Raw genomic sequence first — 22,210 nt, 5'->3', positions numbered from 1 at the left:
ACGAGAACGACGCCGGCACCTGGGCGAGGGTTCAATCCCCGCCCGGGTGCCGGCGTCGTTCTTTGTTCAATTACACGTGGCAACTACACGCGAGCCGGCTCATCCACTGAGCGGTAGGCGGAGATTTCCTCGCCGGCCGGTGCATCCTTGTCCAACGCGATCACACCGTAGGTCCAGCCCTTGCGGCGGTACACCACTGACGGGATCCCGGTTGAGGAGTCGATGAAAAGGTAGAAGTCGTGTCCCACCATTTCCATGTTGTCCACGGCGTCGTCCAGGGACAGCGGCGTGGCCGGGAAGACCTTGCGCCGGATCAGCACTGGCGAATCCCCGGCGGGGATGTCGTTCTCGATGTCGTAGGGCGAAGCTTCAGGGGCTGCTTCCTCCGCCTTCTGGGCGTAGATGGGCTCCGAGCTGCTGACCGGGGTGAGTGACCCCGTGGCCTCGTTGACAGCCACCGGGGCGTGCCTGCCGTGGTGGACTTTCTTCTTGTCCTTGGCCCGGCGGAGCCGCTCAAGCAGCTTCCCGTAGGCCAGATCAAAGGCGGCGAACTTGTCTGATGCTGCCGCTTCGGCGCGGATCACTGGACCCCGTCCAACAACCGTCAATTCAACAGTGAGCGGAGCATCCGCGGTGCGGGCCTTGCTTTCCTTGGAAACCTTCACGTCGACGCGCTGGACCTTGTTGGCCAACTGCTCGATCTTTGTGAGCTTCTCGGCTGCGTACTCGTGGAATCGGTCCGAAACAGTCAAGTTGCGACCGGTGATCATGAACTCCATGGTGCCCTCCAAATAACTTCGGTGACACGGCGGCCGGCTGGCAATGGTGCGCGAATCGCGACCGCCGACGGGTGGTTTCCTCTTGGAAGAGGTACCCGTTTACTTACGTTAGTTCACTACATCGCTTTATTCATCATTTGCGTGAAACCAATTTTCCGCGAGTCCTTCCAAGACCTCCTTTTCCCGACCGTGTTCCGGCGCTCGGGCGGCCGCCAGAACCACCGCCCCGCACACCCGAAAGCCTGATTCATGCAGTGTTTTGGCACCTTCGCGCAGAGTTGATCCGGTGGTGAGCACGTCGTCCACCAGCAGCACTTCTTGGCCGCTTGGCTTCGCTTTCAGCCGAATGGTGCCCCGCCTCCACCGCCTATATTTCATGGTGTTGTGCACGTTGCGCCGCCGCCCGGCCCGGCCCAGCCCCTTTTGGTGCTGTCGGTGCCACGGCAGCCGGACACGAATGGCCAGGGCCGGCACAATTTTCGCCTCCGCCGGCAGCCTCCCCTCCCGCACAAGCGTCCGCAGGATCAGGGCCACGGGGTCGTAGCCGCGCCGGCGCCAACCGTTGCCCGAGCTGGGTACCGGCACAAGCCACAATGGGTTCCCTGCCTGCGGGGACCGGAGCGGCAGCTGGGCCAGCGCCGGGGCGATCGCCATGGCCAGGCCCCGGCACAGCGGGGCGCAAAGCTCCGTCCTGCCGTGGTTCTTGAACGCCAAGATGGCCGCCGCCAAGGCGTCCCGGTATTCACCTGCGGCAATCACCGGCACATGGGACTCCCCAAAGACACCCACCAACGCATCCGCGGAGTGTTCAGCCCGGAACGGGCCGGAGGTTTGCCGGCGCAGCATGGCCGCGCATGCTGGACACAGGGCCTGGTCCTCGCATCCACACACCACACATTCGGCAGGCATGAGAAGGTCCAGGAAGTCCCGCCATGCCTGTTCGCACCACAGCCAGAACCGCAGCCAGGGCGAATTGGGCCTTCCCCTGTGCCTGGCCCGCGGCGGTGGCATGCCCTCCTCCGGCACAGGGTCCGGCACGCCGTCTTTCCTCCCAGCGTCCCCGTCGGTGTTCATGTCTCCAGCATGGCCCCGCTCCGCCACTGCGGCAGGCCCCTGGCAGTCAATTGTGGTTGTGGACGCTGCCGCCACCGCCTGTGCAGGAACCAGCGCGCCTGTGCAGGAACCAGCGCGCCTGCGCCCTACCCGGCGAACGAGGCCTGTTTGAGGTCCTTGGCCACCAGTTCCCAGTTGTTGCCCACGTTGGAATAGAGCTCGGTTTTTGTTTGGGCCTTGATGTTTCGTGATCCCGAGCCGGCGCTCAGCCATTGCAGGCTTGGCAGCTCATCCATGAAAGCGGGCTCCCGCATCAGATCCAGCAGCTGAATGCTGACAGGTTCAGTTCCCGAAGGCGCCATCACCGCAACCCCCGTCTCCCCTTCCCAAACCCCCAACGTGGGCGCACCTGTATGGGTCAGGCTCAGCGGTTCCGTCAGGCCCTTGGGGACTTCACCGGTTTTGAAGATGCCTGTCAGACTCGCGCGGCTGGTCCCGTTGGCACGGGAAAGCACAAGCGCGCGGGTGCCATCGCGTGAAATGCGCAAAGTGGTCACTTCCTGCCCCACCAGCCACGGAACAGTCAGGACGACCGGGTCCCCCAGCTTCCCGTCGTCGTTCGGGTTGATGGCGACCACCATGCCGGAACCGTCCCCGGCCGCCGACCACAACCAACCATCCGGGGCAAAGGACGGAGGGGTCAGTTGGACACCGGAGATGGCAAGCACCGGCTTCGCTCCGGGAACCACCGAATAAATCTGGTCCCCCACCCCGGAACGGAACGCAAAATTCTGTCCGGAATATGACATGGCAGGCACGGAAGGAATCAACGCCGCCACCGAAGCCATCTTGGGAACGGGCGAAATTTTGGTCCCGTCGAAGGTGACAAGCTCATTTTTGGCCAGTGCAACCTGGGTGGACGGCACCGCGTTGTCAATAATCATGGGTGCGACGGAGTCCGCCGCCCCGCCCATGTCCACTTCGCGGTCATCGGCAAGGAACTGCACGCCGGTGACGGTATTGAGGCTTTTTTGCAGTGTCACGAGCAGTTGGGCATGCATTTGCTGGCGTTGCTTGACGCTTGTTTCCAGCAAAGGCTGCGCGGTGAGTCCCACCTTGGCCAAGCCGTTGTTGTTCACCGGCACGGAATCGCGCTCAAGCGCAATTCCGTTGGGGAAGGCGCTGACCACTGCACCCTTCAAATACGGGGCGGGACCGCCAAGCATGGCCTTCACTATGGCCGTGGTGGTGCGCGAGGAACGGCCGGCCAGCCACCTGACGTCCGGAACCCCATAGGTGTACGTCGGGTCGTAGAAATAGATCGACACCGCACTGTACAGGTTCTGGAAGTTCGCCTCGGTGAGCATCACGCCGTCGGGCGCCTCCGAAATGCGCCACTGGCCGTCCACCTGCACCACCTTCATGGAAAGGATTTCACTCGCCCCCTCCTTGGCCGGAGTCAGCACGCCCGAGGCATCCACTGTCGCCACCACGTCAAACGTCAATTCAAACGTGTTCTTCGCCCTGCCCGGAGACACGGTAACAGTGTTCTTGTACACCAGCGTGCGCTGGTCGGGTGCCCAGGACTGGGCCAGGCCCTGAGTCAAGTACTGCCGTGCCACCTGAAAGTCGTCCTTGATGCCGGTGCCTGAATCGACAAAGCCACCAACAATGCTCTCCGCCGACGCGCCATCTACCGGGGAGAACTGCTCAAAGCCGATGTTGACGGAGTTGTCGCGGGGGCCGACGGCGTCGCTTTTGCCCACCGGTCCTCCCGTCGGAATCGCCGCGCATCCCGCCACGGCCAGAAGTACGACGACGGCCATTGCCCAGGCGACAAGCGCCCAGTTCCGCCGCGCCTTGGCTGGGGGACGGCGGGCCTGTGATTTATCCACGAAACCCATCACTGCTCCACCTTATTGTTGCTTCCGGTACTTGGTGTGTTCCCATTTGAGCTGCCGGTCTCATGGGACGGAGGCCCCTTCCGCGTGCCCAAGGCCCCCACCACGCCCATGGCGCCGGTGTTTGTCAGCACGGGTCCGGTGCCCAGCGAGCCGGAATCGCCGGCGTGCCCGCCGTCGGGTGGGAGCGGGACCGGCGAATGAACCAGCCCCCCGCCCTGCAGCCGCGGAAGGGTCAACCGGAAACACGATCCCTCACCCGGGACCCCCCATGCCTCAAGCCACCCGTCGTGCAGCCTGGCGTCCTCCATGGCGATCGACAAGCCCAACCCGCTGCCACCGGTGGTGCGTGCACGTGCCGAGTCGGCGCGCCAGAACCTGTCAAAGACATGCTCGAGGGAATCGGGCGACATGCCGATGCCGTAGTCGCGCACGGCCACGGCGACAGCATTTTCATCGGCGGAAACAAAGACTTTCACAGGTTTGCCTTCGCTGTGTTCGACGGCGTTCAGCACAAGGTTGCGCAGGATCCTGTCGATCCGGCGCGAGTCCATCTCGACCACGCATTTGTGGTTGCGCAGCCTGGTGACGACGGACACGTCCGTGGAATTGGCGTCGGCAACCGGGGCTGCACCGTCGATGACCGAATGAATCACCGAGAAGATGTCCAGCGACTCCACATCCAAGTCGGCCACACCGGCGTCGAACCTGGAGATTTCAAGCAGATCCGCCAGTAGCAGTTCAAAGCGCTCCACCTGGTGGAAGAGCAGCTCGGAGGAACGCTTGTTGATGGGATCAAAGTCCTCGCGGGCGTCATAGAGGACTTCCGCGGCCATGCGCACAGTGGTCAGGGGGGTGCGCAGTTCATGGGAGACGTCCGAGACAAAACGCTGCTGCATCTCCGAAAGCGTTGCCAGGGTCATGATCTGGTCCTGCAGGGACGTTGCCATTTTGTTGAACGAGGTGGCAAGCCTTGCCATCTCATCCTCCCCGGTGACTTCCATCCGCTCCTCCAGCTCGCCGGCGGCCAGCTTCTCCGAAACGGCCGCCGCTTGGCTGACAGGGCTGACAACAGTGCGCGTTACATACCAAACAATGACACCAATGAGCACAAGCAGGATGCCGCCGGCAAGCCACAAAACGGATTGGATGTAGTTCAGTGTCACCTGGGCGCTGTTGAGGTCATAGATCATGTACAGCTCGTAGCTGGTGTTCAGCAGGTTGACCTGACTGCCCACCACCACGGCAGGATGCACGTCCTTAACGCCCGTGGGCAGGGCAATGGACTGCCAGAACTGGCTGGCGGTGTCACCTTGGACAGCCTTGCGCAGATCATCGGGAATGATCGCGGACGTAACACCGCCGGAATCGGAATTGCTCACAGCCAGCTTGCTGTTTTGGCCCGGAATCTTGAGCATCAAGTACTTGCGGTTGTCATCGGAACCGCCCACGTCAAGCAGTGCCAGCGTGTCGCTCACGTACGTCGCCACGCGCGGCTGGTCGCTGACGCTGGCGCTGGAAAATTCGTCCTGCACCCGGGTGACCCCGCGGGTCGTTTCCTGCTGCGCCTGGACGAGGCGTTCCTTGAACAGCCCGCTGGAAATCTGTCCAGCCAAATAGCCACCAACCCCCACCACGGCCACCGAGGCAATCAACAGCGTGGTGACCACCGTGCGGAACTGCAGCGAGGTGCGCCAGTGCCTGGACCAGGAGTTGCGGAACCGTCTGACCGCGCGAAGGACCGCCGTGCCGGCCGTGCCCAGCGCCTTCTTCACCCGAACAGCAGGCGAGGCGCCGTCAGTATCGCCCGAGGCGCCGTCAGTATCGCCCGAGGCGCCGTCAGTATCGCCCGAGGCGCCGTCAGTATCGCCCGAGGCGCCGGCGTGGTGCGTGACGTCGTCGTGCTTGGACTGGTCCTGGCTCATTGCCCCTTCACCGGAGCCGCTTGATCCACGGCAAAGCCGGCGCCTACTGCCCGGCCTTGTAACCAACACCGCGCACTGTCAGCACCACTTCGGGAGCCTCCGGGTCGCGTTCTATCTTGGAGCGCAGGCGCTGCACGTGCACGTTGACGAGGCGGGTGTCCGCGGCATGACGGTATCCCCACACCTGCTCGAGGAGGAGCTCACGGGAGAAAACCTGCCAGGGCTTGCGGGCCAGGGCAACCAAGAGATCGAATTCAAGGGGGGTCAGGGAAATCCGCTCGCCTGCACGGCGAACTGCATGCCCGGCCACGTCGATGCTGATCTCGCCAATGACAAGCGTTTCCGGAGGCTTGACGTCGCCGGGACGGAGCCGTGCACGAACCCGCGCCACCAACTCGGCGGGCTTGAAGGGCTTGGCCATGTAGTCGTCGGCGCCGGATTCAAGGCCGCGGACCACATCGGAAGTGTCCGACTTCGCCGTCAGCATCACAATGGGCACATCCGACTCAACACGGATCAGGCGGCAAATTTCAATGCCGTCGATGCCCGGCAACATCAAATCCAAGAGAACAAGATCCGGCTTGTTGGCCTGAAAAACCTCAAGAGCCTTGGTTCCATCAGCACAAAAAACTGGATCAAACCCGTCATTGCGCAGCACAATACCAATCATCTCGGCCAGTGCCTCATCATCGTCTACTACTAAAATACGTGCCTTCATGCTTCTATATTTGCCTATTACCGGCACATTGTCCCCATCGACGCTCCACCAGTGGACTTGTGCGTGCAGTTCCTTGCCCGCCGAGGGGCATCTTTTCGATGGTGCTGCCCGCAATTTGCGCTGAAATCGAACGGGTAGTTGTTGGCAATGTCGCCGTGAAACATGGCCAACAACTACCCGTTCGATGCGGCAACCGGGGGCCTCTGCCCGTTCCCGGGCCAATACTTTTCGCAATGCCCGGGCATTCACAGCAGAATTGTGGATCTTCCCGATAGGGTTTGAGGGTGGCGCAACAGCACGCCTGGTCCTTGGCCGACGGCCACAACCATCAAGGTGCGCACGAATTGCCACTGCCAGCCGACACTTTTCGCGCCGCAGACGTTTATGGGGAATCTTTCAGGGGAGCACGATGACGCAGGAACCGCAGCAACCACCGGTGGAGCCAGAGGGAAAGAACGGCCAACCCGGCCAACAGCCGCAGCAACCGCAGTGGAGCCAATATGGCCAGCCCCAGTACGGCCAGGCGCCTCCGCCGCAGCAACCCCAATACCCGCAACCCGGCCAGCAACCGCAATGGGGCCAGTACGGCCAACCGCAATATGGCCAGCCCGGCTTCACCAATTACATGGCCCCGCCCAAGCCCGGCGTCATTCCGTTGCGTCCCCTGGGCCTTGGCGAAATCCTCGATGGTGCGTTCCAGGCGGCACGGCGCAACGGCAAAGCCATGTTTGGCTCGGCGCTGATCTTCCAACTGGCCACCTCGGCGATAATGCTCCTTGTCATGTTTTTGGCATTTGGAACATTCATCACCGACATCTTCACCATGGATCCCAACACGTTCAACGAGTCGGATCCCGCCGCCATGGATGCGCTGGGCAGCGCACTCGTCACGTTCTCGGTGTCCATCCTGTTGGCGTCGTTCCTGGCGGTACTCATCCAAATGGTCTTGCAGGGCGCACTCGTGGTCCCCGTGCTTCGTGCCGTGCTCAACCGCAAGACAAGCTTCGGGCAAATGTGGCGCCTGGCCAAGCCGCGGATCGGCAGCCTGCTCCTGCTCGCGATCCTCTACGCGGCGGCAACTTTGCTGGCCATGGTCCTGTTCACGGGCATTCTGGTGGGCCTGCTCCTGGCCATGGGCCTGTTGGAAAACACTGCCGGGGTGCTCGGTGCCATCGGTCTGGCCGTCCTGCTGAGCCTGCCGTTTGTGGCGCTCGCCGTCTGGATCGGCACGAAAGTTCTGCTGGCCCCCGCCGCGATCGTGGTGGAGAATATTGGCGCCATCGCGGGCATCAAGCGTTCATGGCAGCTGACCAAGAACAACTTTTGGCGTACCTTTGGCACCTCCATCCTGGCGGCCATCATCGCTGGCGTCATTGCCAGCATCATCACCACCCCAGTGAGCTTTCTGGCGGGCCTGCTCACGCCCATGATGCTCGGGGCCGACCCCACGGCCGAACAAGCCATCACGCAGATGCTGATTGTGCAAGCCATCTCAGCGGTCGTTGGTGCGATCGTGGGAGCTGTGACGTTGGCCTTCCAAGCCGGCGTCACGGCACTGATTTATGTTGACCTGCGCATGCGCCGCGACGGGTTCGACATTGCCCTGCTCAAGCAGTCCGAAACAGGGAAGGACGACGGCGGGATCCCCGGCTCCCCCGTTCCCGGCGACGTGGTCCCGGGAGCCTACCCAACGGGCGGCCAGGCGACGGGTGCCCCTTCCCACCCGCAACCCGGAAACTACGGACAGTAGGCCGCCTCCTTGACGGCATTGAGACTCTTGGGCGCAGCACTGCACCCTGCCGAGGTTCCGGTGGTCCCCGGTGCGGACGAGGCCCGGCAATGGGCGCAAGACGAGCTCGCACAAAAGGTGTACCAGGATGCCAAACCGGGCTTCGCCGACCAGGTCCTGGCCCTCCTCAAGCAGGCGTTGGACGAACTCCTGAACTCAATCGGCGTGGCGGACGGAAGGACAGGACTGGCCATCGCGGCTGGCGTGGTATTGCTGGCCATCGTCGCCATCATTTTCATTGTCAGGCCGCAACTGAACCGCAGGAAGTCCGCCGCCGCGGTCTTGTTTGAAAACGAGCAGGTGATGACTGCGGCACAGCACCGCTCCCGGGCACGGGCAGCTGCCTTGGAGGAAAACTTCAGCACGGCACTTAGCGAGCAGTTCCGGGCCATCGTCCGGGCCGCAGAAGAACGCGATGTGATTGTTCCGGCGTTGGGGCGCACAGCCTTCGAAATTGCCTCCGAACTGGAACAGGCCTTCCCCTCCCACCGCTCGGGGCTGCACCACGGCGCCGAGCTGTTCAATGCTGTGCGCTACGGTCGGGTGCAGCCCACCTCGGCCATGTTTGCGGAACTGGCGGAAACGGATCAGGCGGTTGCCGCAACCTCCCCCCGCTATTTCGATCCCCACTCTGCCGAGAATTTCCCGGCGGTGCGGCCATGAGTACACAAGCCACCGTCGTATTCCGGGCTGAAGATGCCAGCACTGCAGTGCGGTCGGCACGCTGGTGGAAGAGGCACAAGTTCTGGCTGTTGTGCGCAGCGGCCTTCCTGGTGCTGTCGCTGCTGGGCATCATTCTGGGCAGCGGCGGCGCCAGCACGGGCGGAACCCTTTCCATCACCAATCCCGCCCCAGCAGGTTCCCAGGCGGCCGCTTCGGTGCTGCGCAACCAAGGAGTTGAAGTCACCGCCACGGAGTCCTTGGCCGAGACGTCCGCAGCCCTGCGCGGCAACGGCCAAGGCAATAGCACCGTGTTGTTTTACGACCCCCGAAATCTCCTCTCCCGCGAGCAGTCAGCCGAACTGGCGGCGGCCGTCCAGGACTCCGGAGGCAAGTTGGTGGCCGTGGCCCCGGGCCCGTTGGCCGTGAAAGGGCTCAGCTCCGAGCTCTCCAGCGCCGGCACTCCTGCAGGAACTCCCACGGCCGAAGCACAGTGCACCGATCCCGATGCGGTCGCGGCCGGAACCATCGACGGCGGAGCTCCCGCCTTGGGTGCCTCCGCCACCTCCGTCAGCACTTCGCTGATGCTCTTCAAGGGTGCCCAGAACTGCTTCTCCCCCTCCGGGAAGACTCCCGCCGCAGGCAGCTACCTTGCCTACAACGGCACCGGCGACGTTGCCGCGTTGGGGAATCCCGGCATCCTCATCAACCAAAACTTGGCGAGCAGGGGCAACGCCGCACTCACCTTCCGGATGCTGGGCAGCAATCCCAAGCTGCTCTGGTACACGGCCAGCCTGAAGGACGTCCCGGTGGCGGAACAGACTCCGGCGTTGTCCGACTTCACCCCCCAGTGGATCTTCCCGGCGTCGGCGTGGCTGCTGCTGGTCGGAATATTGGGCATGGTCTGGCGCGGGCGACGGCACGGACCACTGGTGACAGAGCCACTGCCGGTCGTGGTGAAGGCCTCGGAGACGCTGGCCGGTCGTGCCCGGCTGTATCAAAATGCGCGAGCGCTCGACACGGCTGCCGCGACGCTGCGCCATGGCACCCTGTCACGGCTGGCGCACACGATGCGGTTGGGCCATACCGCGGATCCGGCGGCCGTGGTTGACGCGGTGTCCAGCCAGAGCGGCCGGAACCAGGCATACGTGCACGACCTGCTGCTCGGTCCTGCCCCCACCACCGAAAAAGACATGTTGTCCATGGCCGTGGAACTCACGGCACTAGAGGAAGAAGTGGCACAGCGATGAGCCTGCCCCACCAGAATCCCGGCTACCCGGCCCAGAACCACACAGCAGCGAACCAGCCCAATCCGAACCAGCCCGAGCCAAGTTACCCGGCAGCTGCACCCCGGCACCAGCCCCAACCGCAGCATCAGGAGCAGCAACCCCGGCAGCCGGAACACCAGCAGCAGGCGGGCTTCATCCCGAGCCCCTCGGCACAGGCGCTGATGGCAGTGCGCAGCGAAGTGGCGAAAGCCGTCGTCGGACAGGATTCCACTGTCACCGGCCTGCTCATTGCCTTGCTCGCCGGCGGGCATGTGCTGCTTGAGGGCGTGCCCGGCGTGGCCAAAACCCTGCTTGTCAGGGCCCTCTCCACTGCCCTGAGCTTGGACACGAAGCGCGTGCAGTTCACCCCGGACCTCATGCCCGGCGATGTGACGGGTTCGTTGATTTACGACGCCGGCACCTCCGCCTTCGCCTTCCGTGAAGGCCCGGTCTTCACCAATATCCTGCTGGCCGATGAGATCAACAGGACACCGCCGAAGACCCAGGCTTCGCTGCTGGAGGCCATGGAGGAACACCAGGTGTCCGTCGACGGTGTTTCACGCCAGCTGCCCTCGCCCTTCATGGTCGCCGCCACCCAAAACCCGGTGGAGTACGAGGGAACTTATCCGCTGCCGGAAGCCCAATTGGACCGTTTTCTGCTCAAGCTCACCATGGATCTGCCGGGCCGTGATGAGGAAATCGAAGTGATCCGTCGGCACAGCCTGGGCTTTGATCCGCAGGACCTGCACGGTGCCGGTGTGCGCGCGGTGGCCGGTGCCGCCGAGTTGGAACAGGCTCGCAAGGAAGTGGCGGAAGTGGGTGTTGCCGCTGAGATACTCGCCTACGTTGTGGACCTTGTTCGGGCCACCCGCACGGCGCCGTCGTTCGCGTTGGGTGTGTCCCCGCGCGGGGCCACGGCCATCTTGAAGTCCGCCCGCGCCTATGCGTGGCTGTCGGGGCGTGGATTCATCACCCCGGACGACATCAAGGCGCTGGCGCTGCCCACCTTGCGGCACAGGGTCGCGCTGCGTCCCGAAGCTGAAATGGACGGCGTCGCCGTGGACGACATCCTGCTTTCCATCCTGGCCACCGTGCCGGTTCCCCGCTGACGGCAGGCACATACCACCATGGCAATTTCGGGCAGGTTTTTCTTCTTGGCACTCGCGGCACTGGTGCCCATCATCGCCCTGCCCGGACCCATGACCTGGCTGCTGGCCCTTGCCGTGCTGATCCTGGTGCTGGTGGTTGACACGTCCCTCGCCGCATCGCCGCGCAAAGTGGCACTGCAACGCACCCTCCCTTCCGGAGTGCGCCTGGGCGAACCTGCCACCGCCATGCTGCGGCTGGCCAATGAGTCTGCCCGCGTGCTCCGCGCCCAGGTCAAGGACGGCTGGCAGCCCTCGGCCGGGGCCACCAATTCACTGCAAAGCGTGCACATTCGCCCCGGCGAACGGGCTGCGCTCACAGTTGCCTTGCGCCCTGCCCGGCGCGGTGACCTGCACACCGAGCAGGTCGCCATCCGTTCCTTTGGCCCACTGGGCATGGCCGCGCGGCAAGGCACCATTGCCGCGCCCGGAACTTTGCGTGTCCTGCCGCCGTTCAACTCCAAACGCCACCTGCCCTCCAAATTGCGCAAGCTGCGCGAGCTCGACGGCAGGGCAGCCGTGCAAATCCGCGGTGCCGGCACGGAATTCGATTCACTGCGCGATTATGTGCGCGGCGACGATGTCCGTTCCATCGACTGGCGCGCCACGGCCCGGCGCCGGGACGTGGTGGTCCGCACGTGGCGGCCCGAACGGGACCGGCGCGTGGTCATTGTCCTTGACACCTCGCGCACCTCGGCAGCCAGGATTGCGGACGAAACCGCCCTTGACACGGGCATTGAAGCGTCCCTGCTGCTGGCGGTTTTGGCTGAGCGCGGCGGGGACCGGGTGAGCCTCGTCGCGTACGACCGCCGCGTCCGGGTCAAGGTTTCTTCCACCGGCAAGGGCAATATGCTCAACGCCATGGTGCAGGCCTTGGCCCCGCTTGAGCCTGAACTCATCGAGCTGAACACGGCGGCCGTTCCCGGCCAAGTCCGCGACGTCACGGCGCACCGCGCCCTGGTGGTGCTGGTGACTTCCCTTGATGCCGGGGCTGCCGAGGAGGGCCTGATCCCGCTCGCGGCAACACTGGCGCAAAAGCACATTGTGGTGGTGGCCGCAGTCCGCGATCCAGCCGTTGACGAGGCCCGCCTTGAGCGTTCAAGCACCACGGCGGCCTACCGTGCCGCCGCTGCCGAGCACGCACTCAACCGCCGCTCGGCCATCACGGCAGTCCTGAAGCAGGCAGGCGTGGAAGTGGTGGACGCGGCCCCGGAAGACCTTCCGCCGCAACTGGCGGACAGGTACATCAGGCTCAAGGCCGCCGGCCGCCTCTAATACCGACGCTCCTGCACATTCGGGGCCATTCACTCCAACCCTCCTGCACGTTCGGGCCCATTCTGGCCAACCCTCCTGCACTGCCAATGAAGCGCCGCAGACGCTGAACACGGCGGAGGAGCATCAGGAAAAAATGACCCGAGGATGCAGGACCGTCGGGGAAACTTACCCCGGATCTGCAGGAGCGTCAGGGAAACAGGCCCCGGTTCTGCAGGAGCGTCGGGGAGGGTCAGGCGTTGCGAATTGTCGTCAGTTCTTCGGCGACTTCCAGCGTCCGCTGCACCATGGCCCGTGCCTCCTGCGGGGAGACACCGGCGAGGCCGCGTTCCGGTGTGATGCGCAGCTGGTTCAAGGACGCTTCCGCCAGGCCCAAACCCCTCCACGGACGCATGATCCGCTCCACCAAAACCGAGTATGACGGCAGCGCGAGGCCTGCGCGGGCCGCCACAGTGTTGGCCTTCACAGTGTTGGGCGGGACAGTGCCTGCCCACACGCCAAGGCCCGATTCGATGGCACCTGCCAGCTGTTCCCAATGCCCCGTGTCAAGGCGGCGCAACGGGACGGCCACCGCGTCGATCCCGCATTCAAGGGCCGTCTCCAGGGCCGTGCACCAAGCGCCGGCCTCGGCAGCCCTGCTCTCTGTGCTGCTGGTCGCTGCACTGCCAAGTCCCGTGGTGGTGCTTTCGGCAACTGTGTCCAGGCCCAGACCCTCCCCGGTATCGGCCAGGTTGAGCGCCACCGAAGCAAAGCCCGCCGCCCGGGCTGCCGTGACAAGCTCAGTCCATGTGTGACGAAGTTCCGCCGCCGGGATGGAGCGCAGCGTCCTGTAGCCCGACGCCGTCGGGATGGTGCCGGCCAAGGCGGCCGCCACATGGGGTTCGTCAATTTGCAGTGTCAATGCCGCCCCGGGCACGGCCGCAGCCAGCCTGCGTGCGTGGTTGGCCAGCCCTGCCGCCAGCGACTGCGCAACGTCCCGCCGGGCGCCGTGGTCCCGCAGCGCCCGCTCGCCGTAGTGCAGATGGATGGCGGCAGCCAACGTCACCGGGCCGGCAACATGCACCTTGAACGTTGCCGGGGCAATGTCCGCCGCGCCGGCCACGTCGGCCAGCACATTGATGTCCGTGGACAACGCCGACACGGCTCGTCGGTGGTCCAGGCCCGGACGGTCAACAAAGCGCCAGCCATAGGGCTGGACATCCACCGGCAGTTCCACCAGCAGCGCTGCCGTGCGGCCAATGGCGTCGGAACCCACTCCCCGCGCCGGGAGGTCGGGCAGGGACGGAAGGTGCGGATCCGTGAACAGGCCCAAGGAAATCTTGGTGGCTTCCACCGGGTCGGTCCCCGGCCAGCCGCCTAAAGAGGTGGCTGTGGTCTCCGGCTGGGCCGCTGCGGGCTCGGCGGCCATGGCGGGCTCGGCGACAGGGGCATGGCCGGCCCCACGGGCAGGTGAGGGGTTCACTGAAGCTGCGTACCGCCGTCGTCGGTGGCTGCGGCCGGGTGTGCAGGCGATGCCTCGGGATGGGCCACAAAGCGTTGGCCGTCAGCGCTCTCCACGGGCACGACGCCGGTTGCCGCAACGGCTGAATGGCTCTCGGAAATGGCTTGGTGGTGGTGGATGACCTCGCTGATGATGAAGTTCAGGAATTTTTCGGCAAAGGCGGGGTCGAGGTGGGCGGACTCGGCGAGGGCGCGCAGGCGCTGGATCTGGGCGAGCTCGCGATTGGGGTCCCCCGGTGGCAGCCGGTGCTTTGCTTTGAGAATGCCCACGCGCTGGGTGGCCTTGAACCGCTCGGCCAGCAGGTACACCAGCGTGGCGTCAAAGTTGTCGATGCTGGAACGGATGGTCAACAGCTCGGCCATGATCGCCGGGTCCACGGCGCCCGTGAGCGAACTGGCGCCCGGATCGAAATCTTCAACGGACAAGTGCTCTGCGTGGCTCGGTTCGCTCATAGTCACAGTTTAGGCGGTGCAGCGGGCAGAAAAAACTCTCCTCCGCCCCGGTGCACCGCCGCAACCGCCGCCGCCGTTCCAACGCTGTTCCACCAGCCTGTTCAACCGCCGGCCTATTTCCCTCCCAGCAGTGCTTGGTGGACGGCGCGGCGTTCAGCCTGCTCGGCCGGGTTGGGCACGGGAAGGGAAGCAATCAACCGCTTGGTGTAGTCGTCCTTCGGACTGCCCATGATCTGGCTGCCAATCCCCTGCTCCACCAGCTTGCCCTTGTAGAGCACCCCGACCCATTCAGCCAGGATGTCCACCACGGCCAGGTCGTGGCTGATGAACAAGGCAGCAAAGCCCAGCTCCGTCTGGATCTCACGGAACAGTTCAAGCACCTTGGCCTGCACCGAAACGTCCAGGGCCGAGGTGGGCTCGTCGGCAACGAGCAGCCGGGGCTTGAGCGCCAGGCCGCGGGCCAGGGATGCGCGCTGGCGCTGCCCGCCGGAAAGCTCATGCGGGAATCGCTTGGCGTAGGCCCGCGGCAGCTGCACCGACTCCAGCAGCTCCCCCACCTTCGCCGTAATGGCGGCCCCGGACAGATCCGTGTGGATGACAAGCGGTTCGGCCACGCACTCGCCAATGCTCAGATGCGGGTTGAAGGACGCGGCAGGGTCCTGAAACACAAATCCGATGTCCTTGCGCAAGGGCCGGAAAGAGCGCTCCTTGTAGTCCAGCATCTCGTAGCCCAGCACCTGCAACGAGCCGCCCGTGGTGCGGTTGAGCCCGGCAATGGCCCGCCCGATGGTGGTCTTTCCGGAACCGGACTCCCCCACCAGGCCAAACACCTCCCCCGCGCTGATGGTGAAGGAGACCTTGTCCACTGCCCTGAAGGCGGGACTTCCCAAGCGTCCCGGGTACTCCACCTCCAGGTCCTTGGCTTCAACGAGCACTTCCTTGTCCTGGAACGCCCTGGTGGTGAAACCGGCAGATGCCGAATTGCGGCCCAGGTGCGGCACTGCGGCCAGCAGCTGCCGCGTGTATTCCTGCTTCGGGGCGGCGAACAAGGCCGCGGAGCCGGCTTCCTCCACCACGTCGCCTTCGTACATGACAACGACGCGGTCTGCCAGATCCGCCACCACGCCCATGTTGTGCGTGATCAGCACGATGGAGGTCCCGAACTGGTCGCGGAGGTCGCGCAACAGTTCAAGGATCTCGGCCTGGACTGTCACGTCAAGGGCCGTGGTGGGCTCGTCCGCCACGATCAGCCCCGGATTCAGCGCCAACGCTGCGGCAATGACCACGCGTTGCTTTTGTCCGCCGGAGAATTGATGCGGATAGTAATCAACCCGCTTCTCCGGCTCGGGCATCCCCACCTTGGCCAGCGCCTCAATGGCAAGCTTGCGCGCCGCTTTCCGCCCCACCCTTTTGCCCTCGGGCCGGTGGGCACGCAAACCTTCTGCAATCTGCCAGCCCACCGTATACACGGGGTTCAGCGCCGTGGAGGGCTCCTGGAACACCATGGCGACGTCGCGGCCGCGGATCTGGCGCAACTGGCGTTCGCCAACGCTGACAATGTTGTTGCCGCTGATCACCACTGCCCCGCTGCTGATCGCGGTGTCCGGGAGCAGGCCCAGGATGGCCTTGGCCGTGACGGTCTTGCCGGAGCCCGACTCGCCCACAATGGCCACAATCTCCCCCGGGGCCACCGTGAAGCTGACATCCTTGACGGCCTTCACGTCCCCCTGGTCGGTGGCGAAGGTGACTTTCAGCTTCTCAATGTCCAGCACCGGCTGCCCTGCACCCTGCCTCGCAGAGGTATTTCCCGTGGCGCCGCTCATGCGTCCACCACCTGCTCTTGCTTGTTCCCATTCATGGTTCGGGCCTTCTTCTTGGACCGTTTGCGTCCGCGCAGCCGCGGATCGTTGAGGTCGTTCATGGACTCGCCGAGCAGGGTCAGGCCCAGCACCGTCAACACAATCGCGGCACCGGGGAACACACCCGTCCACCAGATTCCGGAGGCGGCGTCGGTCTGGGCGTGGTTGAGGTCGTAGCCCCATTCGGCTGCGGAGGACGGTTCAATGCCGAAGCCCAGGAAGCCCAGCCCTGCCAGCGTCAGGATTGCCTCGGAAGCGTTGAGCGTGAAGATCAGCGGCAGCGTCCGGGTCGCGTTTTTGTAAATATGCCGGGCCATGATGCGCACGCTTGAGGCACCCACCACAATGGCCGATTCCACGAACGGCTCGGCCTTCAGCCTGATGGTCTCGGCCCGGATGACGCGGAAGTATTGCGGAATGAACACCACCGTGATGGAGATCGCAGCGGAGAAGATGCCCGACCACATGTTGGAGCGGCCGTGGCTGATGGCGATGGACATGACCATGGCCAGCAGCAGTGTGGGGAAGGCGTAAATCGCATCGGCCACCACCACCAGGATCCGGTCCAGCCAGCCGCCTATGTAGCCCGAAAGCAGTCCGAGGATCACGCCAATGAAAATCGACAGCACCACGGCCACCACAATCACCAGGAACGCGGTCTGGGCACCCCAAATGGTGCGGGAAAAGACATCGTAGCCTCCCGCCGTCGTGCCCCAGATGTGCGCGGACGACGGCGGCTCCTGGGTTTCGTTGAAGCGCTGGGTTGGGCCGTAGGGGGTAATCAACGGCGCCAATGCGGCCGTCAAGAGGAAGATGGCGGTCATGAGGATGCCTGCAATGAGCATGCCGCGCTGCAGGCCCATGCTTTGTTTGAGCTGGGAGATGACGGGAAGGCGGCTGAAGAGGGACTTTTTTCTCTCCATGGCTAGTACCTCACCCTCGGGTCGATCAGCGCGGCAATGACGTCAACAATGAAGTTGGTGATGGCCACGATCACGGCCAGCAGTGCCACGATCCCCTGGACGGCAACAAAGTCGCGCGCCGTCAGGTAGTGGGCCAGCTGGAAACCCAGCCCCTTCCACTCGAAAGTGGTTTCGGTCAGGACGGCGCCGCCCAACAGCAGTGCAATCTGCAAGCCCATGACGGTGATGATGGGGATCAGCGCCGGCTTGTAGGCGTGCTTGGTCAGCAGCCGGTATTCGCTCACGCCGCGGGAACGGCCGGCCTCAACGTAGTCCTTGCTCAGCGTGCCAATCACGTTGGTGCGCACAAGGCGCAGGAAGATCCCCGCCGTGAGCAGGCCCAGTGCCACCGCGGGCAGGACAGAATGCTGTGCGATGTCCCAGAACGCGTCCAGGTTGCCGCTGCGCAGCGCATCCAGCCAGTAGATGCCGGTGGGTGCGGACAGGGATGCCATGTCAATTTCGGTGCTCGTGCTGGCCCGTCCGGCCACGGGGAACCAGCCCAGCCAGATGGAAAATAGGAGCTTGAGCAACAGCCCGGCGAAGAAGACCGGCGTGGCGTAGAAGGAGATGGCCAGTACGCGCAGGACGGCGTCATGCCATTTGTCGCGCTTGTAGGCTGCCAGCATGCCGAACGGGATGCCGATGGCCAGGGCCACAATCAGCGAGTTGATGGCCAGTTCCAAGGTGGCGGTGCCGTAGGTGGCCAGCATGCCGGAGATGGGCAGGTTGTCGGAGATGGTGCGGCCAAAGTTGCCCGTGGCCATCTGGCCCAGATATTCAAAATATTGGACGAAGATGGGTCGGTCGTACCCGGCATCGTGGATGCGGATGGCCAGTTGGTCCGGTGCGAGCCGTCCGCCCAGGGCCGCCGTGATGGGGTCGCCGGTGAGCCTCATCAGGAAGAACACCATGGTGACGAGGATGAGAATGGTGGGGAAGATCAAGGCGAAGCGGATGAGCAGATATTTGCCCAGGCTGCCCCCGGCCTTTTTCCTCTTTGCGGGTGCCTGTCCTGCGGGTTGCGCATCGGGCAGGTCAATCATTGCGGTCATGTGTGCCTGTTTCTGTGCTACAGGGGGTTCTGGTGGTTCATGTCGCGCAACAGGGCGGGGCGTCCTTTGTCAGAAAGCCCCGCCCTGTTGACGGGCGGCCATGCTTGCCAAGCAGCGCCGGACGGTCCTACTTGGACAGGACGCCCAACCGGAACTTGAACGAAGCGTCCAGGGTGTCGGCGGTTCCCTTCACGTCAACGTTCGAGACTGCCACCTGGGCACCCTGCAGCAGCGGCAGCGTGGAGAGGTCCTTCGCTTCGGCAATCTGGATGTCCTCGATCAGCTTGGTGCGCTTTGCTTGATCGGTCATGGTCAGCTGCTCGGTGATCATCTTCTGGATGGCCGGGTTGCTGTAATGGTTCTTCAGGAAGTTGTCCGTGCTGAAGAAGGGCGTGAGGTAGTTGTCGGCATCCGAATAGTCCGGGAACCAGCCCAACTGGTACAGCGGGTAGGCGCCTCCATTGTCCGTGCGCTGCTTGGAGTACGACACCCACTCGGTGGACTGCAGGTTCACCTTGAACAACCCGGACTTCTCCAGCTGTGCCTTGATGGCAGCGTACTCATCACCCGAGGAGGAACCGTAGTGGTCCGGGTTGTACTGCAGGTCCAGTGTGACGGTTTCGCTGACGCCGGCGTCGGAGAGTGTCTTCTTGGCCTTGTCCACATCCGGGGCGCCATTGCCGTCGCCGTAGTCCTTCTTCAAGGGCTCGATGGCGCCGGTGAAGCCGGCCGGAACGAAGGAGTACAGCGGCAGATAAGTGCCCTTGTAAACCTGCTCGGCGATGGCCTTGCGATCAATCGTGTCGGCCATTGCCTGGCGCACGGCGAGTGCCTTGGCGCCATCCGGGGTTGCGGTCTTCGCACCGAACGGCATGGTGTCGAAGTTGAAGACAATGTAGCGGATTTCCCCGCCCGGTCCGATGTCCACCCTGACGTTCTTGTCGCCCTTGAGGCTTTCAATGTCAGTGGCCGTTAGGCTGCGCCAGGCAACGTCGATGCTGCCCTTTTGCACTTCGAGTTTCATGTTGGTGGAGTCCGCGAAGTACTTCATTGTCACGGCGTCGGATTTCGCCGGGCCCAGCAGACCCTTGTAGTCGGCGTTTTTCTTGAACGAGATGAGTTCGTTCTTCTTGTACGTGTCGATGTCGAATTGGCCGGCAAAGGCCTTTCCGGCAATGATGTCTTCGTCGTTGGTGATCTTGTCGGCGCTAAAAACGGTGTCGTCGACGATGGGGCCCGCGGGGCTTGTCAGCACCTGCGGGAACGTCTGGTCATTGCCGAGTTTGAGCGTGAATACCACGGTGGTGGCATCCGGGGCAGCGACGCTTTCCAAGTTGCCCAGCAGCGTTGCCGGACCGTTGGCGTCATTGATCTTCAGCTGGCGGTCGAAGGAAAACTTCACGTCCTTGGAGTCAAGCTCCGAGCCGTTGGCCCACTTCAATCCCGATTTGAGTTTGACCGTGTACTCGGTGGGAGATGTGAACGACGCCGACTCGGCCAGGTCGGGCTTCGGGTCGGCGCTTCCGGGGGCCGAGTTCAAGACAAACGGATAGATCTGATTCATGACCATGAACGAGCCGTTGTCGTAGGACCCTGCGGGGTCCAGAAAAGTGACCTTGTCGGTGGTGCCCACCACTACGGGGCCACCTGTTGCGCCGCCGCCGGTGCCTTCTCCGTCGCCTGCCGGGCCTGTGCATGCCGTCATCGCCAGGACAGAGACGCCCGCCAGGGAAATGACCGACTTCAGACCAAATCTATTCTTAGTCATCAGCAAACTTTCTCTTGAGCTTTGCATGGAACAGCCCACACGCCATCGTGTGAGCTGAAACACGCCTTTGATGCTTATATCTCTATCAGAGATCCCTGCAGCGCGTGGCGGCAAAGAGGAAGTTGCAACCAGATGGTTATCTAAGCGACGCGGCCCAGGGCCCTGTCCTGAAATACGGGCTGCGTCCGAACCATCCAGCCAGTCTGGTGTAGGGGTCCGCGGTCAGTGGAACACGAACTTCCGGGCCTATCCCCCGCTCTGCGTTGCGATGCTCGGGCTTCAGCGTCCGCTGCGCCCAGGCCAGCGACTGCTCTGCCAGGGCAGGATCCAACACGACGGGCACCCCGGTGGCCCGCACCAAGTCCCAGGCATGGACGGTGAATTCGGTGATTTGCAGGCCGATGCGACTGCGCAGGGGCGCCTCGCCACCGCCGGGCAGGGCCACTTGCGCACTGAGGTCTGCGCTCAACCAGGCTCGCATCAGCATGATGGCACCGTCACTGAACCTGGTGGACCAGTCGGCGCCTACAGTTGCTTCCGCAGCGAGCGGGTCAACGTTGTGTCCGCGGGCCATGATGGTGTACTTGTGCAAATCCTGCACCACCAAGTGATGCAGCAGGTCCTGGACATTCCACTCCGGGCAGGGCGTGGCCCATTCCGCTTGGTTCGCCGGGATGGCCCCAATGACTTCGGCGCACTGATTGAGTGCACTCTCCAAGAGCTGAAGCGGGTTGGGAACTGTATGCGGGTGCATGAGTGTGGTCCTTCCGTGAGCCAAGTCACCATTAGTGGAAGTTTACGCCAGCTGTGCAAGCCCGCCGGATTGCTACGGCATCTCTGGCCGTGCCAGCGACCTCGCCGAATCAATCGTGGCCTGTCCCAGCACCCTGCTGCCCTGGTACAAAACCACTGTCTGGCCCGGCGCCACGCCGCGCAGCGGCTCACCCAAGGTGACGGTCAAGGTTTGCCGGGACACGCCGTCGTCCAGCACTTCGCCGACGAAGGCGCGGGCCGGGACGGGGTCGCCGTGGGCGCGGACCTGGGCGTGGCAGTCAAACTCGGCACCCGTGGCGACCTCGGCGATGGGAAGCCCGGCCCAGGAGACCTTGATGCCCTTGATGTCGTCGATGGCCAGCAGCGCGTGCGGACCCACGACCACCTTGTTCTCCTTGGGGCGAATTTCCAGCACAAAGCGGGGCTTGCCGTCGGAGGCCGGAGTGCCCAACTTCAGGCCGCGGCGCTGGCCCACCGTGAACTGGTTCGATCCGGTATGGTCCCCCACCTTCGCGCCAGCCTCGTCGACGATCTCGCCGTCGGTCATTTTGATCTTCTCGGCCAGCCACCCGGCCGTGTCACCGTCTGGAATGAAGCAGATGTCGTGGCTGTCGGGCTTTTTGGCCACGGACAAGCCACGCGCCTCGGCCTCCGCGCGAACTTCGGCCTTGGAGGGGGTGTCGGCCAGCGGGAACATGGAATGCTTGAGCTGCTCGTGGGTCAGGACCCCGAGGACGTAGCTCTGGTCCTTGGCCCAGTCGGCGGCGCGATGCAGCTCCGGGTTGCCCTCGGCGTCGGTGATGACCTTCGCGTAGTGGCCCGTGCAGACGGCATCGAAGCCCAGCGCGATGGCCTTTTCCAGCAGGGCAGCGAACTTGATCCGCTCATTGCAGCGCATGCAGGGGTTGGGTGTGCGCCCGGCTGCGTATTCGTCGATGAAGTCCTGGACCACGTCTTCCTTGAACCGCTCGGAGAAGTCCCAGACGTAATACGGAATGCCCAGCAAGTCGCAGGCGCGCCAAGCGTCGTTGGAGTCTTCCACGGTGCAACAACCCCGGCTTCCCGTGCGCAGGGTCCCGGGCATGCGGGAGAGCGCCAGGTGAACCCCGACGACGTCGTGCCCGGCATCCACTGCCCTGGCGGCGGCTACGGCGGAGTCAACCCCGCCACTCATGGCGGCCAATACTCGCATTGCTTACCTCTCAATTGAAACTAAAAACTACTCGTCCACCATCCGCTTGCCTTCAGAGCTTGCGACGGACCGGAGCTTTGCATGGCCCCGGGAGCACGCTCCCGGCCTTCCCACTCCTCGCAAGCTCGAAGCGGGAC

18 protein-coding genes are annotated in these 22,210 nt (G+C 63.9%); 5 read left to right on the top strand and 13 right to left on the bottom strand.

The window, feature by feature from the left end:
• Nucleotides 1–83: 83 nt before the first annotated feature.
• The 5 genes from hpf to mtrA all read right to left on the bottom strand — a co-directional run bounded on the left by hpf (nt 84) and on the right by mtrA (nt 6,376).
• On the bottom strand, nt 84–779 hold the full coding sequence (gene hpf, locus QMG25_RS18490) for a ribosome hibernation-promoting factor, HPF/YfiA family (protein ID WP_283462544.1): 696 nt from the start codon (nt 777–779) through the stop codon (nt 84–86).
• 126 nt (nt 780–905) lie between these two features.
• Nucleotides 906–1,853, bottom strand: coding sequence for a ComF family protein (locus QMG25_RS18485; protein WP_283462543.1), 948 nt, complete (start codon nt 1,851–1,853; stop codon nt 906–908).
• A 125-nt stretch (nt 1,854–1,978) separates the two neighbouring features.
• Nucleotides 1,979–3,736: an LpqB family beta-propeller domain-containing protein gene (locus QMG25_RS18480; RefSeq protein ID WP_283462542.1), complete on the bottom strand. Its 1,758-nt coding sequence runs from the start codon at nt 3,734–3,736 to the stop codon at nt 1,979–1,981.
• Entirely contained in the window at nt 3,736–5,658 is a 1,923-nt protein-coding gene (mtrB, locus tag QMG25_RS18475; protein ID WP_283462541.1) for an MtrAB system histidine kinase MtrB, read from the bottom strand. Before mtrB ends, QMG25_RS18480 begins: the two co-directional genes overlap by 1 nt.
• Nucleotides 5,659–5,701: 43 nt before the next feature.
• A complete protein-coding gene (gene mtrA / locus QMG25_RS18470; RefSeq protein WP_283462540.1) occupies nt 5,702–6,376 on the bottom strand; it encodes an MtrAB system response regulator MtrA in 675 nt (224 codons plus the stop codon).
• A gap of 409 nt (nt 6,377–6,785) precedes the next feature.
• Here mtrA and QMG25_RS18465 point away from each other — a divergent pair, with 409 nt between their 5' ends.
• From QMG25_RS18465 to QMG25_RS18445, 5 genes are read left to right on the top strand one after another with little or no spacing between them, the layout of a single operon-like run.
• Entirely contained in the window at nt 6,786–8,126 is a 1,341-nt protein-coding gene (locus tag QMG25_RS18465; RefSeq protein WP_283462539.1) for a DUF7847 domain-containing protein, read from the top strand.
• Between the two features lie 9 nt (nt 8,127–8,135).
• On the top strand, nt 8,136–8,828 hold the full coding sequence (locus tag QMG25_RS18460; protein ID WP_283462538.1) for a DUF4129 domain-containing protein: 693 nt from the start codon (nt 8,136–8,138) through the stop codon (nt 8,826–8,828).
• Nucleotides 8,825–10,075: a DUF4350 domain-containing protein gene (locus QMG25_RS18455; RefSeq protein WP_283462537.1), complete on the top strand. Its 1,251-nt coding sequence runs from the start codon at nt 8,825–8,827 to the stop codon at nt 10,073–10,075. The genes QMG25_RS18460 and QMG25_RS18455 overlap by 4 nt, the downstream gene beginning before the upstream one ends.
• Nucleotides 10,072–11,202, top strand: coding sequence for an AAA family ATPase (locus QMG25_RS18450; protein WP_283462536.1), 1,131 nt, complete (start codon nt 10,072–10,074; stop codon nt 11,200–11,202). The genes QMG25_RS18455 and QMG25_RS18450 overlap by 4 nt, the downstream gene beginning before the upstream one ends.
• Before the next feature lie 18 nt (nt 11,203–11,220).
• Nucleotides 11,221–12,513, top strand: a complete 1,293-nt coding sequence (locus tag QMG25_RS18445; RefSeq protein ID WP_283462535.1) for a DUF58 domain-containing protein — start codon at nt 11,221–11,223, stop codon at nt 12,511–12,513.
• A gap of 229 nt (nt 12,514–12,742) precedes the next feature.
• Here QMG25_RS18445 and QMG25_RS18440 read toward each other — a convergent pair whose 3' ends face one another.
• From QMG25_RS18440 to mnmA, 8 genes are all read right to left on the bottom strand, one after another.
• Nucleotides 12,743–13,972, bottom strand: coding sequence for a uroporphyrinogen decarboxylase/cobalamine-independent methonine synthase family protein (locus tag QMG25_RS18440; RefSeq protein ID WP_283462534.1), 1,230 nt, complete (start codon nt 13,970–13,972; stop codon nt 12,743–12,745).
• Nucleotides 13,969–14,463 (bottom strand): chorismate mutase, encoded by a 495-nt coding sequence (locus tag QMG25_RS18435; RefSeq protein ID WP_283462533.1) that lies wholly within the window; start codon nt 14,461–14,463, stop codon nt 13,969–13,971. The genes QMG25_RS18440 and QMG25_RS18435 overlap by 4 nt, the downstream gene beginning before the upstream one ends.
• Before the next feature lie 113 nt (nt 14,464–14,576).
• Nucleotides 14,577–16,286 carry a dipeptide ABC transporter ATP-binding protein gene (locus QMG25_RS18430; RefSeq protein ID WP_283462532.1) on the bottom strand — a complete coding sequence of 570 codons (1,710 nt, stop codon included), beginning with the start codon at nt 16,284–16,286 and terminating at the stop codon, nt 14,577–14,579.
• On the bottom strand, nt 16,283–17,245 hold the full coding sequence (locus tag QMG25_RS18425; RefSeq protein WP_283462531.1) for an ABC transporter permease: 963 nt from the start codon (nt 17,243–17,245) through the stop codon (nt 16,283–16,285). Before QMG25_RS18425 ends, QMG25_RS18430 begins: the two co-directional genes overlap by 4 nt.
• A gap of 2 nt (nt 17,246–17,247) precedes the next feature.
• Entirely contained in the window at nt 17,248–18,339 is a 1,092-nt protein-coding gene (locus QMG25_RS18420) for an ABC transporter permease (RefSeq protein WP_283462530.1), read from the bottom strand.
• Nucleotides 18,340–18,466: 127 nt separating this feature from the next.
• Entirely contained in the window at nt 18,467–20,107 is a 1,641-nt protein-coding gene (locus QMG25_RS18415; RefSeq protein ID WP_283462529.1) for an ABC transporter substrate-binding protein, read from the bottom strand.
• A 136-nt stretch (nt 20,108–20,243) separates the two neighbouring features.
• Nucleotides 20,244–20,861 carry a TIGR03086 family metal-binding protein gene (locus QMG25_RS18410; protein ID WP_283462528.1) on the bottom strand — a complete coding sequence of 206 codons (618 nt, stop codon included), beginning with the start codon at nt 20,859–20,861 and terminating at the stop codon, nt 20,244–20,246.
• Nucleotides 20,862–20,933: 72 nt separating this feature from the next.
• The gene (mnmA, locus tag QMG25_RS18405) at nt 20,934–22,073 is read right to left on the bottom strand and encodes a tRNA 2-thiouridine(34) synthase MnmA (protein WP_283462527.1); all 1,140 of its coding nucleotides are present in this window, start codon (nt 22,071–22,073) and stop codon (nt 20,934–20,936) included.
• Nucleotides 22,074–22,210 lie beyond the last annotated feature (137 nt).

It is taken from the genome of Arthrobacter sp. H35-D1, assembly GCF_030063185.1.
Classification (GTDB): Bacteria; Actinomycetota; Actinomycetes; order Actinomycetales; family Micrococcaceae; genus Specibacter.
The sequence above is the reverse complement of the archived record's forward strand: the minus strand, read 5'-3'. Positions and strand labels throughout refer to the sequence as shown.

What these genes read in the sequence shown, in the direction of transcription:
- hpf (WP_283462544.1), bottom strand. Translation starts at nt 779, where the DNA reads ATGGAGTTCATGATCACCGGTCGCAACTTGACTGTTTCGGACCGATTC.
- QMG25_RS18485 (WP_283462543.1), bottom strand. Translation starts at nt 1,853, where the DNA reads ATGAACACCGACGGGGACGCTGGGAGGAAAGACGGCGTGCCGGACCCT.
- QMG25_RS18480 (WP_283462542.1), bottom strand. Translation starts at nt 3,736, where the DNA reads ATGGGTTTCGTGGATAAATCACAGGCCCGCCGTCCCCCAGCCAAGGCG.
- mtrB (WP_283462541.1), bottom strand. Translation starts at nt 5,658, where the DNA reads ATGAGCCAGGACCAGTCCAAGCACGACGACGTCACGCACCACGCCGGC.
- mtrA (WP_283462540.1), bottom strand. Translation starts at nt 6,376, where the DNA reads ATGAAGGCACGTATTTTAGTAGTAGACGATGATGAGGCACTGGCCGAG.
- QMG25_RS18465 (WP_283462539.1), top strand. Translation starts at nt 6,786, where the DNA reads ATGACGCAGGAACCGCAGCAACCACCGGTGGAGCCAGAGGGAAAGAAC.
- QMG25_RS18455 (WP_283462537.1), top strand. Translation starts at nt 8,825, where the DNA reads ATGAGTACACAAGCCACCGTCGTATTCCGGGCTGAAGATGCCAGCACT.
- QMG25_RS18450 (WP_283462536.1), top strand. Translation starts at nt 10,072, where the DNA reads ATGAGCCTGCCCCACCAGAATCCCGGCTACCCGGCCCAGAACCACACA.
- QMG25_RS18445 (WP_283462535.1), top strand. Translation starts at nt 11,221, where the DNA reads ATGGCAATTTCGGGCAGGTTTTTCTTCTTGGCACTCGCGGCACTGGTG.
- QMG25_RS18435 (WP_283462533.1), bottom strand. Translation starts at nt 14,463, where the DNA reads ATGAGCGAACCGAGCCACGCAGAGCACTTGTCCGTTGAAGATTTCGAT.
- QMG25_RS18430 (WP_283462532.1), bottom strand. Translation starts at nt 16,286, where the DNA reads ATGAGCGGCGCCACGGGAAATACCTCTGCGAGGCAGGGTGCAGGGCAG.
- QMG25_RS18425 (WP_283462531.1), bottom strand. Translation starts at nt 17,245, where the DNA reads ATGGAGAGAAAAAAGTCCCTCTTCAGCCGCCTTCCCGTCATCTCCCAG.
- QMG25_RS18420 (WP_283462530.1), bottom strand. Translation starts at nt 18,339, where the DNA reads ATGACCGCAATGATTGACCTGCCCGATGCGCAACCCGCAGGACAGGCA.
- QMG25_RS18415 (WP_283462529.1), bottom strand. Translation starts at nt 20,107, where the DNA reads ATGACTAAGAATAGATTTGGTCTGAAGTCGGTCATTTCCCTGGCGGGC.
- QMG25_RS18410 (WP_283462528.1), bottom strand. Translation starts at nt 20,861, where the DNA reads ATGCACCCGCATACAGTTCCCAACCCGCTTCAGCTCTTGGAGAGTGCA.
- mnmA (WP_283462527.1), bottom strand. Translation starts at nt 22,073, where the DNA reads ATGCGAGTATTGGCCGCCATGAGTGGCGGGGTTGACTCCGCCGTAGCC.